12 protein-coding genes are annotated in these 17,269 nt (G+C 51.1%); 9 read left to right on the top strand and 3 right to left on the bottom strand.

Translation table 11 applies throughout. The features are described from left to right. The first annotated feature begins 712 nt into the window (after nucleotides 1-712). The 3 genes from NW747_RS02850 to NW747_RS02840 all read left to right on the top strand — a co-directional run bounded on the left by NW747_RS02850 (nucleotide 713) and on the right by NW747_RS02840 (nucleotide 3,873). Entirely contained in the window at nucleotides 713-1,960 is a 1,248-nt protein-coding gene (locus NW747_RS02850) for an IS256 family transposase (RefSeq protein ID WP_273186602.1), read from the top strand. Nucleotides 1,961-2,317: 357 nt separating this feature from the next. Next, nucleotides 2,318-3,346, top strand: coding sequence for a YitT family protein (locus NW747_RS02845; RefSeq protein WP_273187927.1), 1,029 nt, complete (start codon nucleotides 2,318-2,320; stop codon nucleotides 3,344-3,346). Between the two features lie 146 nt (nucleotides 3,347-3,492). After that, nucleotides 3,493-3,873: a hypothetical protein gene (locus NW747_RS02840; protein WP_273187926.1), complete on the top strand. Its 381-nt coding sequence runs from the start codon at nucleotides 3,493-3,495 to the stop codon at nucleotides 3,871-3,873. A 435-nt stretch (nucleotides 3,874-4,308) separates the two neighbouring features. Here NW747_RS02840 and NW747_RS02835 read toward each other — a convergent pair whose 3' ends face one another. Together NW747_RS02835 and NW747_RS02830 are read right to left on the bottom strand one after the other, a co-directional pair. After that, entirely contained in the window at nucleotides 4,309-5,601 is a 1,293-nt protein-coding gene (locus NW747_RS02835; RefSeq protein ID WP_273186860.1) for an IS110 family RNA-guided transposase, read from the bottom strand. Nucleotides 5,602-6,243: 642 nt separating this feature from the next. Then, entirely contained in the window at nucleotides 6,244-7,230 is a 987-nt protein-coding gene (locus NW747_RS02830; protein WP_273187925.1) for an ABC transporter substrate-binding protein, read from the bottom strand. A 727-nt stretch (nucleotides 7,231-7,957) separates the two neighbouring features. Here NW747_RS02830 and NW747_RS02825 point away from each other — a divergent pair. Next, nucleotides 7,958-9,865: a TonB-dependent receptor plug domain-containing protein gene (locus NW747_RS02825; protein WP_273187924.1), complete on the top strand. Its 1,908-nt coding sequence runs from the start codon at nucleotides 7,958-7,960 to the stop codon at nucleotides 9,863-9,865. 460 nt (nucleotides 9,866-10,325) lie between these two features. Here NW747_RS02825 and NW747_RS02820 read toward each other — a convergent pair whose 3' ends face one another. Next, nucleotides 10,326-10,958: a flavodoxin family protein gene (locus tag NW747_RS02820; RefSeq protein ID WP_273187923.1), complete on the bottom strand. Its 633-nt coding sequence runs from the start codon at nucleotides 10,956-10,958 to the stop codon at nucleotides 10,326-10,328. Nucleotides 10,959-11,217: 259 nt separating this feature from the next. Here NW747_RS02820 and NW747_RS02815 point away from each other — a divergent pair, with 259 nt between their 5' ends. The 5 genes from NW747_RS02815 to NW747_RS02795 all read left to right on the top strand — a co-directional run bounded on the left by NW747_RS02815 (nucleotide 11,218) and on the right by NW747_RS02795 (nucleotide 16,739). After that, complete coding sequence (locus NW747_RS02815) at nucleotides 11,218-12,804, top strand: ABC transporter substrate-binding protein (protein ID WP_273187922.1); 1,587 nt, start codon at nucleotides 11,218-11,220, stop codon at nucleotides 12,802-12,804. Between the two features lie 207 nt (nucleotides 12,805-13,011). After that, nucleotides 13,012-14,037, top strand: a complete 1,026-nt coding sequence (locus NW747_RS02810; protein ID WP_273187921.1) for an ABC transporter permease — start codon at nucleotides 13,012-13,014, stop codon at nucleotides 14,035-14,037. After that, nucleotides 14,030-14,917 carry an ABC transporter permease gene (locus NW747_RS02805; RefSeq protein ID WP_273096919.1) on the top strand — a complete coding sequence of 296 codons (888 nt, stop codon included), beginning with the start codon at nucleotides 14,030-14,032 and terminating at the stop codon, nucleotides 14,915-14,917. Before NW747_RS02810 ends, NW747_RS02805 begins: the two co-directional genes overlap by 8 nt. A gap of 24 nt (nucleotides 14,918-14,941) precedes the next feature. After that, entirely contained in the window at nucleotides 14,942-15,919 is a 978-nt protein-coding gene (locus tag NW747_RS02800; protein WP_273187920.1) for an ABC transporter ATP-binding protein, read from the top strand. A 1-nt stretch (nucleotide 15,920) separates the two neighbouring features. Beyond that, the gene (locus NW747_RS02795) at nucleotides 15,921-16,739 is read left to right on the top strand and encodes an ATP-binding cassette domain-containing protein (protein WP_273187919.1); all 819 of its coding nucleotides are present in this window, start codon (nucleotides 15,921-15,923) and stop codon (nucleotides 16,737-16,739) included. Nucleotides 16,740-17,269 lie beyond the last annotated feature (530 nt).

Here is a 17,269-nt window from a genome sequence, read left to right as displayed (position 1 = left end):
ATGATATTGTACAGGAAAATGAGAAAACAGGCAACTTGATTATTTCAAGTCTCCCTGTCCGCTGTCGGCTTATGGACAAGCCCCTTTGGGGCTTGAGGGTTCAGGCGCCTTTGGCGCGGTCGGGGTCGGGACCTGGGCGGTGCTTTCCAGTATTCCCGAAGATTGACACGCCCTATGGACAAGCCCCTTTGGGGCTTGAAGGTTCTAAAGTTTGACGGGGCTATCGCCCCAAGGGTTCTTAAGTTTGACAGCGGCTCTGCCGCTGAGGGTTGTGGTGGGCGCCTTACATTTATAGAAGGCGCCCTCTTATGATAAAACCTTTACAACCGCCCTGCGGGCGTCGGAAAACAGGCCAACCTCGCTCCGCTCGAGGAAATGCATTCCCCCTTTGGTGCCTTACGGTACCACCTTCCCCCCGCGGAGCGGTGGGACAATAAAGATCCGCAAAGCAGTCCTTTCATAAGCAGCTCACAGCATAACGGAGCTTTATAGTGCCCCCGCTTGCGGGGGAAAGGTGGTGGCGCCAGCCACCAAAGGGGGAGGGGGAAAAGCCACCGGAGGTGGCTGATCGACGTAATGCTTTTCATGCCATATGACATAGAAAGCCAATCCCGTAACGCGGTAGTGTAAAATATTTTGTGTAAATGAATCTTGCTCAAAATATTTTCATACCTCATACTTAAGGGGAGAAAGAGGAAAAGGAGTTACTACCATGGCAAAGCGTACCCCTACCCCTGGCGAAAAAATTGCGCAGGAAATCTACGAAACCTACAAACCGACCACTGTCGAAGAGATGCAGTCCGCCTTAAAGAGTGTCTTTGGACCATTGTTTGAAGCAGCTCTTAAGGGTGAATTGGATAACCACTTAGGCTATCCCAAGAACGGCAGCACCCCTGAGGATTCCAAGAATACGAGAAATGGGTATTCCAGGAAGAACCTGAAGACCTCCATGGGAACGGTACCCATCCAAGTCCCTCGTGATCGGGAAGGTACTTTTGAACCCCAGTTAATCCAAAAATACCAGCGTGATGTTTCCTCTATCGAAGGGAAAGTTCTTGCCATGTATGGCCGTGGAATGAGCCAGAGAGACATCTCTTCGACCATTGAAGAAATCTACGGTTTCTCCATCTCCCATGAACAGATTGCCCATATTACGGACCGGATCCTGGACGAAGTATATGCGTGGCAGAATCGCCCACTGTTTCCTTTTTATACCTTTCTCTTCATCGACTGTCTGTATGTTCCCATGAAGACTGACAGAGCCCTGAAACAAAAGGCTGTCTACGTCATCCTTGGGTATGACATCAATGGTGAGAAGGATATCCTTGGTATCTGGATCAACGAAACGGAAGGTAAGCATACCTGGATGCAGATTTTCGATGAAATCAAGAACCGGGGAGTACAGGACATTGGTTTCATCTCCATGGATGGTGTCAGCGGCCTTGAAGAAGGCGCTGCTGCCATCTTCCCTGGCACAGTGGTGCAACGCTGCATTGTCCATCTGATCCGTAATTCCATGCGGTATATTCCCTGGAACAAATCCAGAGAGTTCTTGAAAGAACTGAAAGAAATCTACAAGGCTACCAATGTAGCAGAAGCTCGCAGATTGTTTGAAAAGTTCAAGGGAAAATGGGCAGCCTATCCTGGGGCTATAGCGGTCTGGGAAAACAACTTCCAGCACGTGGAACAGCTGTTTAACTACGGCTCTAATGTACGGAGAGTCATGTACACTACCAATGCCATAGAAAGCATCAATTCCAGTTTCAGAAAGGTAACCCGTAAGGGCTCTTTTGCCAATGACGAGGCCATCCTGAAGCTTCTCTACCTCCGTGTCCTTGAGCTCAAGAACACCAAATGGAAGGGCAAAGGAAAGGTCTTTAACTGGCAGGCTGTTATGAACCAATTATTGATTGACGAACGTATGAGCAAACTAATCGCTAAATACGATTGGTTAATCTAAAAACACAAAATTCTTGACATCCCCCGTAACGCTGACTTCATACTCATCGCCCGAGAGGGCGATACCGCCACCCTCAGCGCCGCAGGCGCTGTCGCCCCCTGAGCGGAAGCGAACACAACCCTTCTACACAACCCGCGGCGCCAGCCGCGCCCCTTTTTTTATAATCTGCGGCGAAGCCGCCACCACCACCCTCTGAACCTTCTGAACCTTCTGAACCTTCGCGCCAAAGGCGCGTCCTTGAACCCTCACGCCGCAGGCGTGTCCCGTACCCCGTTTATCCTCTGCTTATCTTCCTGAAGAATGATATAATAATAAATAATTCAAAGCTTTCAAAGGCAAAGGAGAAAGGACAATACTATGTCAACCACATTAGGAGCGGATTTCCGCAGCCCCACGTTCTGGCAGCGGCTTGCTTTTATTATCGGGATTACCCTGGTGGGTACCTTTTTATACTCCGTAGGCGTCAATGCCTTCCTGGTGCCTCATCAGTTCCTTTCCGGCGGGCTCACCGGTATGGCCATGGTGCTTTACTACCTCACCGGCTTCCCCATCGGCATGGCGAACCTGCTCTTAAATATTCCTATCCTTCTTCTTTCCCTGAAATTCATGGGGAAATTCTACACCCTCATTACCATTCTAGGCACCGTGTGCTGCTCTGTTTTCATTGACCTGACATCCTTCCTGGCAGACTACAATGTGGTGAAAGAGCCGCTGGTGGCTGCTATTTCCGGCGGCGTGGTGCTGGGCCTTTCCATGGGCCTCCTCTACCGCTACAACAGCAATACCGGTGGACTGGATGTGGTGGGAGCCATTTTGAAGAAATATTACAATCTGGAAATCGGCTACGTGGTTTTCGCCCTGAACTTTGTCATCGTCACTGCCGGCGCCTTCATCTTTACCCTGGAACCGGCCATCTGCACCCTGATTTCCATGTATATTAATGCCAATCTCTCCAGCCGCATTGTCATTGGCTTTGCCCAGCGCAAGGCTGCCTTCATCGTGTCCGACAAGCCTCTGGAAATTTCCGATGCCATCCTTCGGAATATCCATCACGGCGCCACCCTTCTCTATGGCCAGGGCGCTTTCTCCGGCGTAGAAAAGAAGATCGTCTTCGCCATTGTGGACCTTACCCAGATTACCAGGGTGCGCCATCTTATCGAAGACATAGACCCTTCGGCCTTCCTTTTCATTATGAATACCACCGACGTCATAGGCCGCGGCTTTACCAGCCCCCTTTCCACTGCCAGAACCATGCCCAAGTCCGTGCGCTATACCTGCGATAAGGATGGAAATATGATTCCCACCCACATGTGGTCCTATGAAATGGAAGCAGAAGCCCATCCGGAAGCAGACAAGCAGGAACCGCCCCGGGAAGACGGGAAGTAAAGGGCCGCTGACCGCTGGGAAGGTATGTAACAGACTTTCCGCTCATTGTCTGCAGGGCCTGTTAAATCTGAGAACCCTCCGGCCCATGGGACCGGAGGGTCTGAACCATTCGCACCGGTAGGTGCCTTTTTATCAGCAAGGAGATTATGATGGAATACCTCATTGACGACAACTATGTACCCCTGGACAGTACCCTTGGAAACGTGGAATACCTGATGGAAAAGATCCTGCTGGATGCCCAGTATATGGAAAATCGGGCAGAACGCCTGGACGATAACGATGATTATGATGATGTCTATGATGATGACTATGATGATGAAGACGAGGATCATGAAGGCCGTGCCAGCCTGGAGATCATCAAACTGAAGGGCCAGATCCGGCTGCTCCAGATGGAAAAGGAAATGCTTCGGCAGAATTTGGCAACGGTGACAAGCATGGTAGAAGACTTGAGAAGAGATGCCGAGGAAGCAAAGGACAAGGTGCATAAGCTCAGGCACGACATCGACTGGTACGGAGAAAGACGATAAGATTTTGTCCCATGGAGATACTATAAGAATAGAGAGACCGAAAGGTCCGGGCTTTATTCCATCCATTTCCAGAAGCCCTTGATCCATGGAAAAGGGGAAGGAAAAGGGCGCTTCCTTCATCCCACCTCTCCGGTGTACCAATTATCGGAATATTGTTCTTGTTGATGGTTCTAAAAGTACAAGTCGGACTCAGCCCGCAGCCGGAAGCTGACTGCTTTCGGATCTGCATGCAGCGGCTCTTTCCAGCCGATTGGTATTTAATGACAAATGATTCATATACGGCATGTACCGAGATTCTTCGCTGGCGCTCAGTATTCTGGTCATAGGTCAAGTCTTTTTTTTGAAGAAATTTATTATTTTTTCTTAAAAAAGTGTAACCTTAACACACCACCGGGTAAATTGATTTTTTCGAATATATTCCGGCGTTCGATCTTTCTATTCCAACGTTACCATTACTTTGTTATCGGAATACAGCTGATGTTTATCCAGTAATGTAAAGATCAGCCGGACGATCTTTCGAGCAACGAGATTGAGTGCGGCCCTGTATGGAAATAGGGTCTTACGACTGCGAATACGTTCATATGCCTCGCGATATTTAGCGCTGTAGTTTATGATCTGTCCTGTAGCTAAGAGCACATAATAGCGGAGATACACATCACCGGCTTTTGACAGATGCTTAACCGGGCTTTCTGATTGACCGGATTGCTTTCCTCTCCAGGTTAATCCTATGTATTTAGCTAGGGCATCATCGGTTTTGAACCGCTTGATATCGCCAATTTCCGCTAGGAGCCCTCCGGCTATGACTGGTCCGACGCCGTCGATTGACAGCAGGATCTGATATGAGTCGCTTGAAAAACTTTTGGCCATTGTCTCAATGGACTTGTCCAATTTCTTTATTGCAGCCTCAAGAGAGTGTATAATGAAAAAGGACACGGATAATCCCGAAGTCAGTGGCTCATAAACCCTTTTGTCCAACCGATAGGAATTGCGGGCTGCCTTCTTCACTTTTTCGACGACATCTAAAGGATGGGAAAATCTTCCGTGTCCTTTTTCTGTGATGAAATTGAGCAGTTCCTCATCGGACAGACTGAGGATTTCATCAGGGCCCTGAAAGGTTGTCAGCAGCTCCTGGCAGGTGGTGGTCCATACATTACAAAAGGGATTCTCTCCTGTCATAAGTCCGCTGCATTCAAGGTAGATGCTGTTTCCGGTCGAGTTCTTCACTATTCCCATGAGTTTGGCGATGCGGAATCTCAAACGTGTAAGTACCCGCAAGCCAAGCAGTTCTGGCCCTTTCCAAGGGCGTGACCGGATTTTGTTGGAACGCGCATAATCGGCAATAACCATGGCATCGACATAGTCGTCTTTCCCTACATCCGTAAAAGTTTTCTTGTAAGCATGAATCTCTTTGGGATTAACGGAATAGACGATGGCTGGGATGTGTCCGTTAAAATGTGCAACGGACAGAAATGTTGCCAGGTGAAAAGAATAAACCGAAGTAGCCTCTAACGCAATGACAACCTGTATGACATCAGGATAGAATTTCAAGAAGTCACTGACTTTTTCGACAATTCCTACAGATCCAGCAGGAGTGTTAGGAGCGGAAAAACGCAGATGCGCGTGCCCAGGATGGTCCTCAGGGGAAAAAGGCATCGCATGCACAACGTTCTCTTTCATCGAAACGTCTATACCAACAAACAAAGAATGGAGTAATTCATATTGTTTCATAATCGCACCTCCTTCCTGGCAACATTCATGAAATAGGAGAAGGAATCCTGATCTCAAACTCCCTCTAAAATCTCGTTAATAGGCAATCACCCGTGGAGGTAAATCGTTTACTGGAAGAAGCTCCGCCCGGGGCCGCAAATTCTGAAGTAGGCAGAATGGGAGAAAGAGCCAGGCGAGAATACTGAGCTGGCGGTAGAACCGCAGGATGACTTGGTCGTCTTCTGAGCTATTCCATGTTACTTTCATCGTAGCACCAGGATTCCCTACCCATCAAGATGGGCAATGGAAGTATTTGACTTCATGCCCTACACATACTATACGAGAATGACTGCAGGGGGAGGCAAGAACGTAACGCTGGCTCCTTCCTCTGGAAGGAGCTCCGCGATAGCGGTGAGGATAGACCTTTGCTGCGCAAAGGCGCCGACAGGCGGCATTAAAACTCATGGCCCAAAGGGGCGATACCACAATCCTCGGCCCGATAGGGCCGTCAAACCTGAGAACCTTTGCGCCGTTAGGCGCATTAAATGTAAGAACCCTTTCGTTCACAACCTTTCTACACAACCTGACTGCGTCAGCAGGCCACAACCTGCGGCGAAGCCGCGCCCCCTTGAACCCTTTGAACCCGGGTCGCGAAGCGGCCCTTTAATATCCTTTTATCTGCCCTTCGCCGCTCATGTCGAAAATGGGGCCGTAGGCGGCGTTGGCCAGGCCCTTGATGGCCCATACGCAGTTCTGGGAGGCGGAGTAAATGTAGCGGTCTTCCACCGGTACAATGTGTTTGGCGGCCCGCATGGAAGCGATGGCGGGATTGGAGAGGAAGTCATCCCTGTATTTGGCGGCGCCGGTGGTATCGGAGGAGCGGTCGGTGGATACGAAGAGCATGTCCGGGTCTGTCTTGATAATAAGCTCCGGCGATGTGGCCTGGCCGTTGACGCCGCCGGCCAGGGTGATGGCGTTGTCAATGCGGGCTGCCGTGAGGAGTTCGTTGAACATGGAGCCGGGGCCGCCGTAGCGGGTCATCTGGGACACCAGGTACACCACCGGTTTCTTTCCCCTTTCCTCTGAAAGGCGTCTGTCAATTTCAGAAAGGGCGCTGTCCATCTGGGAAATCACATTTTCGCCCCGTTCCTTTTCTCCTGCCGCCGCCGCAATGATACGCACATCCTCCTTCACCTGGTCAATGGAGCGGGGGCCGTCGATGACCACCACCGGAATGCCCAGGTTCCGGTAGAGATCCAGTTCTTTGCCGTCGGTATAGGTGGAGGCCACGATGAGGTCCGGCTTTGCTTCCGTCACCACTTCCATGGAAAGACCGGTGAGGGGGACGGTGAGGGGAATGTCTTTTGTTTCATTGGCAATATAGGAAATATTGGGGTCCCGGTCTGCTTCGGTGGCGGCCATCAGCTTGTCCGGCGTCACCACGGAAAGGAGCATGGTGTCGATGGAAGCGGAATTTCCCAGAATCCTCTTCGGCTTGGCAGGAATTACCACTTCTTTCCCTGTGGCATCGGTGACGGTATAGCTTTTTCCTTCTCCGGAAGGGGCCATGGGCTTCATGCCGCAGCCGGAAAGGGATAGAAAAATGAGGAAACTGGCGCATAAAGCGCCGGCCTTTGCGTATTTCATCATAACCTCCCTGTACGAAAATATCAGCTTCATTATAGCATATAAAAAAATACTCATTTTAAACATTAAAAAATAGTTTACATAATCTGAGATTCATGTATAATAAAGGAGTAAGTTTATTAAGAAATTCATAATGGTTTGAATCCGACCGGAGAGACCGGCCGGAGGAGATGAAAAGAGAAGCGCGGTGAGGGGAAACCCGATTCCGCCACGGTCCCGCCGCTGTAAGGCTTCGGGAAGCACTGATTCATTCATAGAGTCTGCTTTCATAAGAATTTTCATGCACTGCTGCGTTAAATCGCTCGCTATTCGCGTCACCCCATTCCTTGCATTGCATGAAAATTCTAGGGAAGCACTGATTAATTCATAGAGTTTACTTTCATAAGAAATTTTATGCACTGCTGCGTCATGGGATTCCTTAAATAGCTCGCTATTTGCGTCATCCCATTCCTTGCATTGCATAAAATTTCAAGAATGAAAGCAAACACTGATTTAATCAGCGCTTCCCTAGAATGAAAGCAGACAATGACTTCATCGGTGCTTCCCTAGGGGAATTTCAAAATGTCACTGGGAAACCGGGAAGACGAAATCCCTGTGGAAGCTGAGTCAGAAGAACTGCCTTATGAATCAAATCCACCGTTTCGTGGGAAAAGGGTACGATGTATACTGCTTTTCCGGGATGCGGCTTGGTTTCATACGCCCGAATCAGGGAAATGAGGGAGGTATTTCTATGAACAGGAAAATTTTAGCAGCGTCACTGGCGGTTTTATCACTTTCCGGCGGCGCTTTTTGCGTTGAGGCGGCCGACATGCCGGTGTACACCTTAGATGGCATCGTAGTCACCGCCAGCCGCGTGCCGGAAAAGAAAATCGATTCCAACGCCGACGTGTCCGTGGTGACAGCGAAGGAAATCGAAGAAAAGCACTATGACGATGTGAGTGAGGCCATCCGCCATGTGCCGGGAGTGATGATTGCCAGTCATGGTATAAGCAGCCAGACAACAAACAGTGACCAGGTCTATATCAATGGCTCTCCCAATGTGGTGGTGCTGGTGGATGGGATGAGAAGAAATACCAACGGGAACAGCCTCATGAATGCCAGCATAGGAGAGCTCACCAATATGGCTTCCGTTGACCATATCGAAGTACTGAAGGGAGCAGCATCCACTCTGTATGGCTCCGATGCGCAGGGCGGGGTTATCAATATTATTACTAAGGCGCCAAAAGAGAATGGTGTTCATACCACACTCCGTGCTTCGGTGGGCAATTTCGGAAGAGAAAATTACAACTTTTACAATGAAGGTCGGGAAGGTAATCTTTTCTGGACGGTGGAAGCCGGAAAGGAATTGCTCCATCAGTATAAGGACGGCTGGGGACGAAGAGTCGTCAATCACCTGAATGCCGACCACTATAATGTGAAGATGGGATATGACTTGGGAAATGACTCTGACCTGGTTTTCCATTATGAAAAATATTCATCTGACTATACCATGCCAAAGAGTGGAACCAAGGACAGGATTCCTTCTGCCGGAACAAAGGATAATGATTCCACAAGTCTTCAATATAAGGCTAAAATCAATGACCGCTTAACCAATTTATTCTCTATCTATCGCAATAACACTTCCTTCAATGTACCCATGCAGTCTTGGAAAATGGATATGCGTACCAGCGGTATTTCAGACCAGTTAATTTATGATCTGGATAACCAGACCATTACCGGCGGATTTGACTGGTATGAGGATGAAATCCGGAAATATCCCCAGGAACAGGAACTGGCCGGGAAGAAGGTGCATACCGCTGCTTTTTATCTGCAGGATAAAATCAATATCACCAAGCAGTGGAATGTGACCCCGGGCATCCGTGTAGATCATCATTCCCAGTTTGGAAACCGGACTTCTCCCAGCTTGTCCATTGGCTATATGCCCAATGATAAAACGAACTATTATTTCAATTACAAAACATTCTTTGTGGCACCGAACCTGTACCAGATGTATGTATGGAATCCTAATCCTATTTGGGGGACATACGGTAATAAAAATCTGAAGCCGGAAACTGGGTATACCTTGGAATTCGGCGTCAACCATCAATTTGATGATACCTTAAGTGGAACATTGAATATATTCCATACCTATGCACACAATATAATTCAACCTGAACGAATCGGAAATACATATAATTATACTTATGAAAATATGGATCGCGCCAATATCAATGGATTCAATCTCAATCTGAATAAAGAATTCAGCCGGCATTGGAGCACCTATGTGGGATACACCTATATGCATATCAATGCACAGAAAGGGAAAAACATCAATAATGATGGATTCATTCCCGAAAGTACACTGAATGTAGGCATAAACTATAAGGCAGATAAATTCAATGCTTCCCTGGACGGCAGAGGTGTCATGAATCGTTATGGGAATAAAGCCTGCCCTGAAATGAGAAACTATGCCAACTACTGGGTATGGGACGTGGCGGCCAATTATCAGTTTGCCAAAGGAGCCACCCTTTTTGCCAGAGTCAATAATATCTTCGACCAGTTTTACACGGATGTAGGCAGTTCCTCTGGCCCTGATAAAATGTACTGGTACTCCGCGCCCGGCCGCAATTTTGAAATCGGCATGCAGTTTACTTTCTAACCATTTTCAAGCACCAAAAAAGGGGCTGCGAAAAAATGACATCATTTTTTCACAGCCCCTTTTCCGCTTCCTTTATTATCAAAATGACAGTAAGCTGTTCTCCGAATCGTCATCTCGAGCGGAGCTGCATGTCGATATGAGGGCAAAGGTACTAGGCTCTATTGAGACTCGGAGTCGAGAGATCTCCCGTCATAGTGTGGCTTGTCTCATTTTGGAGTGAGATTTCTCCACTCTGTGGAGACTCTGCATGGAGTCTCCAAGTCAGCCGAAGTTGGCCTCTAGCCTGCCCAATAAGAGGCTTTCCTATTGGCGGCTGACCGGCTTCGGTCGAAATGACAATGAAGCGGGGTGAGTGTTTGAGTCAATTTATTCCTTGCAAAATAACGATAAGGCGTCTGCCGCCAGATTATCTAACTATCTGATAGAGACTCAATCATTTTTTCACAGCCCCATTTTTATTTCAATATTTGTCTTGAATGAAATGGGTAGGAATCCATTTTTCCTGCACCGGCTTCTTGATGCCCTCTTTTTCACCGGCCTTCATGCATTTCAGCACCCAGGCCATGTTGCGGGCCAGGGTGCGCATGGTCTGCAGGCCTTCCTTGTCCTTCAGGGCGTCTTCCCTGGTGAGGCCGTGAATCTGGTTCCAGTACTGGGAACCGGGCACAATCATGCGGTTCATGAGGAAATATTTATTCATCCTGTCAAAAGCGGCCGTAGCGCCGCCGCGGCGGCAGCTGACCACGGCAGCACCGATTTTTCCTGCCATGCGGTTTCCGGCTGCATAGAAAAGACGATCCATGAAAGAGGTAATCTGGCCGTTGGGACCGCCGTAATATACGGGAGAACCAAAAATCAGCCCGTCCCAGGTGTCCAGCTTTTCAATGACCTTATTCACCGAGTCCTTATCCTGCACGCACCGTCCATGGGACTGGCAGTAATTGCAGGCGATACATCCGGTTACCGGTTCCCGGCCGATTTGAAGAATTTCCGTGTCTATGTTCTCTTCTTCCAGCGTTTTGGCGATTTCTTCCAAAGCAGTGTACACGCAGCCTCTTCTGTGGGGACTGCCATTGATCAGTAAAATTTTCATGAGATGCCTCCTTCTGCTTTTACGCGGCTATACTGTTCCTGTCTTTATTATAGCAGGCAGGAATAGAGGGCTCTCTGTTTTCTTTCTGCCATTTCCCTATTTACAAGCGCATACTTATCAACTATACTGTATACATATTGATAGAAAGACGAAGGTGCCCTTTTTGCCGCAAGGCAGGAAGGGCTTTTCGGTCTTTCATGGCAAAGAGGCCGCACTCATCTTTGATGACTGCGGCCTTTTTTCGTAAGGGGGAGAGACTATGAAAAAACTTCTGAAAGCTGTACTGACCGGTTCCCTTCTGGGCCTGACGGTCCTTGGTTTGGCAGGCTGCGGCGGGCAGTCGGGAAGTTCTTCTTCCGGCGGCTCCGTGCCTAAGGACACCATTGTGGTGGGCATGGCAGTGGATCCGGAGACTCTGGATCCGGCGGTGACCATGGACAATAAGGGCTGGCAGATTACCTATCCCGCCTATGAACGGCTGGTGAAATACAAGGTGGCAGACGGCAAGGCCACCACGGAGGTGGAACCGTCTCTGGCCAAGTCCTGGACCGTCAGCGATGACGGACTCACCTGGACCTTTACTTTGAATGAGGGACATAAATTTGCCGACGGTTCTCCGGTGGACGCCAAAGCGGTGAAGTTCTCCATCGAAAGGGTACAGAAAATGAAGAAAGGACCTTCCGATTATTTCAAAGTGGTGAAATCCATCGAAACGCCTGATGATAAAACGGTCATTTTCCAGCTGGACAAGCCCTTTGCGCCCTTCCTCTACACCCTGGCGGTGAATGGCTCTTCCATCGTGAATCCGAAGGTCATGGACCAGGCAAAGGATAACGATATGGGCTCCTCCTACCTGGCCACCCACACCATGGGTTCCGGTGCCTATGAAATCACGTCCTACACCCCCAGCCAGTCCATCAAGCTGGATGTACAGAAAAATTATGCCGGCAAGGCACCTTCCATCAAGCATATCCTCTTCAACAGCATCAAAGATCCCTCGGCTCAGCGGCTGCAGCTGGAAAAGGGGGATATTGACATTGCCGAAGGCATTCCCATGGACCAGATCGACCAGCTGAAGGATAACAAAGCCATCCATATTTATGAAGATCCTTCCCTCCTCTGCTCCATCGTATACCTGAACAATCAGAAACTGCCTACCAGCAATAAAGTATTCCGCCAGGCCCTTTCCTACGCCATTGACTACAATGCCATCATCGATGGCGCTGTGAAAGGCCGGGGCCAGCAGCTGACCAGTGCTGTGCCGGAAGGCATGTGGGGCAAAGATGAATCCATCAAGGGCTATTCCTACAACCTGGACAAAGCAAAGGAACTTCTGGCCAAATCCGGCGAGAATGTGACGGAAATCAATCTTCTCTACTCCGGCCACGCAGCCTTCGACGAGGCGGAAGCCCTCATTATCCAGAATAATCTCCAGCAGCTGGGCATCAAGGTGAACCTGGAAAAGGTGGCCTGGGCTACGTTCCGGCAGAGAGCGGACAAAGGCGATTTCCAGATGGCCCTGGGCACCTGGAGCCCGGACTACAGTGATCCCCAGTTCTTCCTTTCCTACTGGCTTGATTCCTCCTACTGGGGCCTTCCGGGGAACCGTTCCTTCTATAAGAATGACGAAGTGGACAAGCTCCTCCGTGAGGCTGAGGTCATGACCGACAAGGAGGGGAGGATGGAAATTTACAAGAAGGTACAGCATATCGCCTTTGACGATGCCCCCTATCTCTTCCTCTTCCAGACCAAGGTACTCACCCCCATGAGAGCCAATATCAAGGGATTTGCCTACAATCCCATGCTGGACAGCATGTTTGATTTCGAACACCTTTCCAAGGAATAAACGGCCCCTTCCGGACTGGGGCTGCGGGGGCTAAGGATGCCTGGAGACCCGAAGAAAAGGAGCTGCTATCCGCTATCCGCTGTGTGACTCCCTGCAGTCACCGTGGTAAGGCGGACTCCCCCTGGCGGCGAAGCCGTGGCAGCCTTTGGGAATACAGTCATTTCCCGCAAGTGTTACTCATGTCCATTTGTCATACAAGGAGGGCTTATGATTTCATGGCGATTTATATTTCAAAAACTGATTCATCTCATCCTTGTCTTTGTCGGCGTTTCCATCGTTACCTTCTGCATTTCCCACGTCATTCCCGGTGACCCGGCCCGCATGCTGGTGGGACCTCATGCGTCACCGGAAACGCTGGAGGCGGCGCGGCAGTCTCTGGGACTGGATAAGCCGGTGCTTACCCAGTACGTTCTCTACATGGAAGGCCTTTTCCACGGAGACATGGGTGTGTCCATCCGCACCCAGATGCCTGTGGCCGGCGAACTGGCCCGCTATTTCCCCGTCACCCTGGAGCTCACGTTGGCGGCCATGGTGATTGCCGTGTTTTTTGGCATTTTCCTGGGAGTGCTGTCGGCGGTGCATCGGAACTGCTGGATCGACCATATCTGCCGGGTGATTTCCATGGTGGGTGTATCCATTCCCCTCTTCTGGTCCGGCGTGGTGTGCCTCATTCTTTTTTACAAAGTATTTCCCCTTTTCCCCGCTTCCGGCAGGCTGGACACCTTCCTGACGCCGCCGCCTGCGGTGACGGGACTTTATGTGATTGACGGGATTCTCTCTGGAAATATGGACGTAGTGATTTCTGCCATCCATCATCTCCTTCTCCCCGCCCTCTGTCTGGCCTATGCCCAGCTGGCCATCATTGCCCGGCAGGTCAGGAGCGGCATGGTGGACGTGCTGGAGCAGGACTATATCCGCACTGCCCGGGCCTGCGGCATTCCAAGGCGCCGTGTGATTTACCGCTACGCTTTGAAAAATGCACTGATTCCCACAGTTACCATTACAGGCCTTACCATGGGAGAGCTTCTGGGCGGCGCTGTCATTACGGAAACCATTTTCGGCTGGCCGGGCATGGGAAAGTATGTGATGGACTCCATTGCCTATCTGGATTTTCCGGCCATTATGGGCTTTACCCTGGTGGTGTCCGTGGGCTATGTGGTGATTAATATGGTGGTGGATATGATTTACAATATCCTGAATCCACAGATCAGCGGAGGTGATGGCCATGACTGACGTGAAGGCAGAGGAAATCCGGGAAGAGGGGGAAGGCTTTTTCCATAAATCCCTGGATATCCTTCTGAAGAACAAGCTCACCCTGGCAGGCATGGTCATTGTGGCCCTCATTATCCTGCTGGGACTTCTGGCGCCCCTTGTCAGTCCCTGGGACCCCAATCTCATGAACGTGGCAGGCAGGCTCCAGGCACCTTCCCTTCATCATTTTTTCGGTACCGATGAAATGGGACGGGACATTTTCTCCCGTATCCTTTACGGCGCCCGGATTTCCATTACCGTAGGCCTGTCCATCGTCATCATTGCTGCCGCTCTTGGCGTGGCCATCGGCAGTGTTTCCGGCTTCTGCGGCGGCCGGGTGGACCGCATCATCATGGCACTGACCGATATGATTTTGTCCTTCCCCTCCATGGTGCTGGCTCTGGCTTTGACCGCCGCCCTGGGGGTAGGTCTTTTCAATACCATGCTGGCGGTGTGCATCGTCAGGATTCCCCTCTATGTGCGCCTCGTGCGGGGGCAGGTGCTGTCCCTGAAAGAGGAGCCCTATGTGAAGGCCTCCAGAACCTTCGGCGCTTCGCCCGCCTGGATGGTGGTGCACCATATCCTGCCCAGCTGCCTGTCGCCCCTCATGGTGCAGATGACTCTGGGCATCGGGGATGCCATCCTCATTGCCTCCTCCATGAGCTTCATCGGCCTTGGTGCCCAGCCGCCCATGCCGGAGTGGGGCGCCATGATTTCCACCGCCCGGGTCTATGCCATTGACCAGTGGTGGTACGCCGCTTTCCCGGGGCTGTTCATCCTGGTCACAGTGATGGGATTCAACCTGCTGGGCGATGGCCTCAGGGACATTCTGGATCCCCGGGAAGGGTCTAATCATTCATAGGTCCTGGAAGTGGAGAGTGATGATATGAAAAATATACTTGAAATCGAACATCTATCCCTGTCCCTTCCTTCCAGGAAGGGCATGGTGCCTATCCTTCACGATGTGAACCTCCATGTGGGAGAGGGAAAAATCCTGGGACTGGTGGGAGAGTCGGGCAGCGGCAAATCCATGACCGCCTTTGCGGTGACCCGCCTCCTTCCCGGTGGAGAAAAGGCGGAGCTGGACGGTTCCATCCGCCTCTGCGGCCGGCAGCTTCTGGGTATCAGCAGGAAAAGCATGGAAGAAGTGCGGGGGCGGGACGTGTCCATGATATTTCAGGAACCCATGACCTGCTTGAATCCCGTCTTTACCATAGGCACCCAGATGATGGACGTCATCAGGACCCATGAAAAAATGTCCAGCGGCGATGCCCGGAAGAAAGCCCTGGCCATGCTGGAAGCGGTGCATATACGGAACGGGGACGACGTGATTTCCTGCTATCCCTACCAGCTTTCCGGGGGCATGCGGCAGCGGGTGATGATAGCCATTGCCCTGTCCTGTCATCCCAAGCTCCTCATTGCCGATGAGCCCACCACTGCCCTGGACGTGACGGTGCAGGCCCAGATTCTCTACCTTATTAAAGAGGCCTGTCGGAAACTGAAAACGGCAGTGCTCTTCATTTCCCACGACCTGGGAGTGATTTCGGAAATCTGCGATTCCATTGCCGTCATGTACGCCGGACACATTGTAGAGTCCGGCGACACGGCGTCGGTACTGACAGCCCCTTCCCATCCCTATACCCGGGCTCTCATCGGCGCCCTGCCTAGATTCACCGGCAGCCATACCCATGACCGGCTCACCGCCATTCCCGGCATGGTGCCGGATCCGTCGGAAAAAATAGCTGGCTGCCGCTTCGCACCCCGCTGCCCGAAGGCCAGCGCCGCCTGCCGGGAAGGCCTGCCGCCGCCTCTGGAAATCCGACCGGGCCACAGGGTGTACTGCTGTCATCTCGAGGAGGTGTGACATGGATATACTGGAAATCAGGAACGTAACGAAAACCTTTCATACCCGGAGCTTCTGGGGAAAATCAAAGACCGTGCATGCCTTAAACGGCATCAGCCTTTCCCTGGCCAAAGGGGAGTCTTTAGGCATCGTAGGGGAGTCGGGCTGCGGCAAATCCACCCTGGCCAGCCTTATCATCCGTCTGGCAGAGCCTACCTCCGGAGAAATTCTGCTCTACGGACGAGATATTTCCCATGTAAAGGAAAAAGAACTGAAAGACATCAGGAAGAAAATACAGATCGTCTTCCAGGACCCCTATTCCTCCCTGTCGCCCCGCATGAAAATAGGGGACATCCTCATGGAGCCCGCCAGGGTGATGGGCGAATTTTCCGAAGCCCATCGGAAAGAGCGGGCAGAAATGCTGCTGGAAATGGTGGGTCTTCGGAAAAACGTGATGGACCGCTATCCCCACGAATTTTCCGGCGGCCAGCGCCAGCGCATCTCCATTGCCCGCTCCCTCATGACCAGCCCGGCAATCCTGATTCTTGACGAGCTCACCAGCGCCCTGGACGTGTCAGTGCAGGCCCAGGTGCTGAACATCCTCATGGACCTTCGGGAAAAACTACACCTCACCTACCTCTTCATTTCCCACAACCTGGCAGTGGTGCGCTATATTTCCGACCGCACCGCCGTCATGCAGAAGGGAAAAATCGTGGAAATTGGTGCTTCCGATGACATTCTGAGCCATCCCGGGGACCCCTATACCCGGGAACTCATAGCGGCTGTGCCTATGATAGGGAAACCCTTCGTACCGCCGGACAGGATCATGGAATTGGGGTGAGGCTGGCGGACGCTGTCCGCTATCGGCTGTCGGCTTACCGCGCGGAGATTTCCCACCGGTCATCCATCATCCTGAGAATGCCAATCAAGCCCTATGACACAGAAAGGTAAATCCCGTAACGTTCTTGCGTCCCCTTTAGGGGAAGAGGGCCACGAAGTGGCGAAGGGTGGTGCGCCCGGCATGGGTGTAATCTAATGGGTGAAAGTCCCTAGTGCGGCATGACCATAACAAGCACACAGCCAATGGCAAGGGGTCCATCGTGAGGTGGGGTCTGAAGGAAGCCGGAGGCAAAACCTTGGTCCGACGAATAGAAACTTTATACGAAGGCAGAGTCTGGCAGGATGAGGCAGCCACCTATGCTGAAGTCCAACGATGGTCTTGGCCAGGCTTTGTAAATAAAGCGGATAGATGAGGTGAAAGATTACACTCTTACCCGGGGAGGTCTCATGGACGTCAAAGCAGTGATAGGTCGTATATATGGACCGGGCGGAGACGGTTGGAAAAGATTTGTCATGAGAAGTCAGCAGAGG

Source organism: Dialister succinatiphilus, from assembly GCF_928721695.1.
GTDB classification, from domain to species: Bacteria; Bacillota; Negativicutes; order Veillonellales; family Dialisteraceae; genus Dialister; species Dialister succinatiphilus.
This window is presented reverse-complemented; position numbering and strand designations above follow the sequence as displayed.

Excerpts from the sequence above, each read along its gene's own strand:
- NW747_RS02810 (WP_273187921.1), top strand. The coding sequence starts at position 13,012 with ATGATTTCATGGCGATTTATATTTCAAAAACTGATTCATCTCATCCTT.
- NW747_RS02840 (WP_273187926.1), top strand. The coding sequence starts at position 3,493 with ATGATGGAATACCTCATTGACGACAACTATGTACCCCTGGACAGTACC.
- NW747_RS02820 (WP_273187923.1), bottom strand. The coding sequence starts at position 10,958 with ATGAAAATTTTACTGATCAATGGCAGTCCCCACAGAAGAGGCTGCGTG.
- NW747_RS02825 (WP_273187924.1), top strand. The coding sequence starts at position 7,958 with ATGAACAGGAAAATTTTAGCAGCGTCACTGGCGGTTTTATCACTTTCC.
- NW747_RS02835 (WP_273186860.1), bottom strand. The coding sequence starts at position 5,601 with ATGAAACAATATGAATTACTCCATTCTTTGTTTGTTGGTATAGACGTT.
- NW747_RS02850 (WP_273186602.1), top strand. The coding sequence starts at position 713 with ATGGCAAAGCGTACCCCTACCCCTGGCGAAAAAATTGCGCAGGAAATC.
- NW747_RS02805 (WP_273096919.1), top strand. The coding sequence starts at position 14,030 with ATGACTGACGTGAAGGCAGAGGAAATCCGGGAAGAGGGGGAAGGCTTT.
- NW747_RS02795 (WP_273187919.1), top strand. The coding sequence starts at position 15,921 with ATGGATATACTGGAAATCAGGAACGTAACGAAAACCTTTCATACCCGG.
- NW747_RS02800 (WP_273187920.1), top strand. The coding sequence starts at position 14,942 with ATGAAAAATATACTTGAAATCGAACATCTATCCCTGTCCCTTCCTTCC.
- NW747_RS02815 (WP_273187922.1), top strand. The coding sequence starts at position 11,218 with ATGAAAAAACTTCTGAAAGCTGTACTGACCGGTTCCCTTCTGGGCCTG.
- NW747_RS02830 (WP_273187925.1), bottom strand. The coding sequence starts at position 7,230 with ATGATGAAATACGCAAAGGCCGGCGCTTTATGCGCCAGTTTCCTCATT.
- NW747_RS02845 (WP_273187927.1), top strand. The coding sequence starts at position 2,318 with ATGTCAACCACATTAGGAGCGGATTTCCGCAGCCCCACGTTCTGGCAG.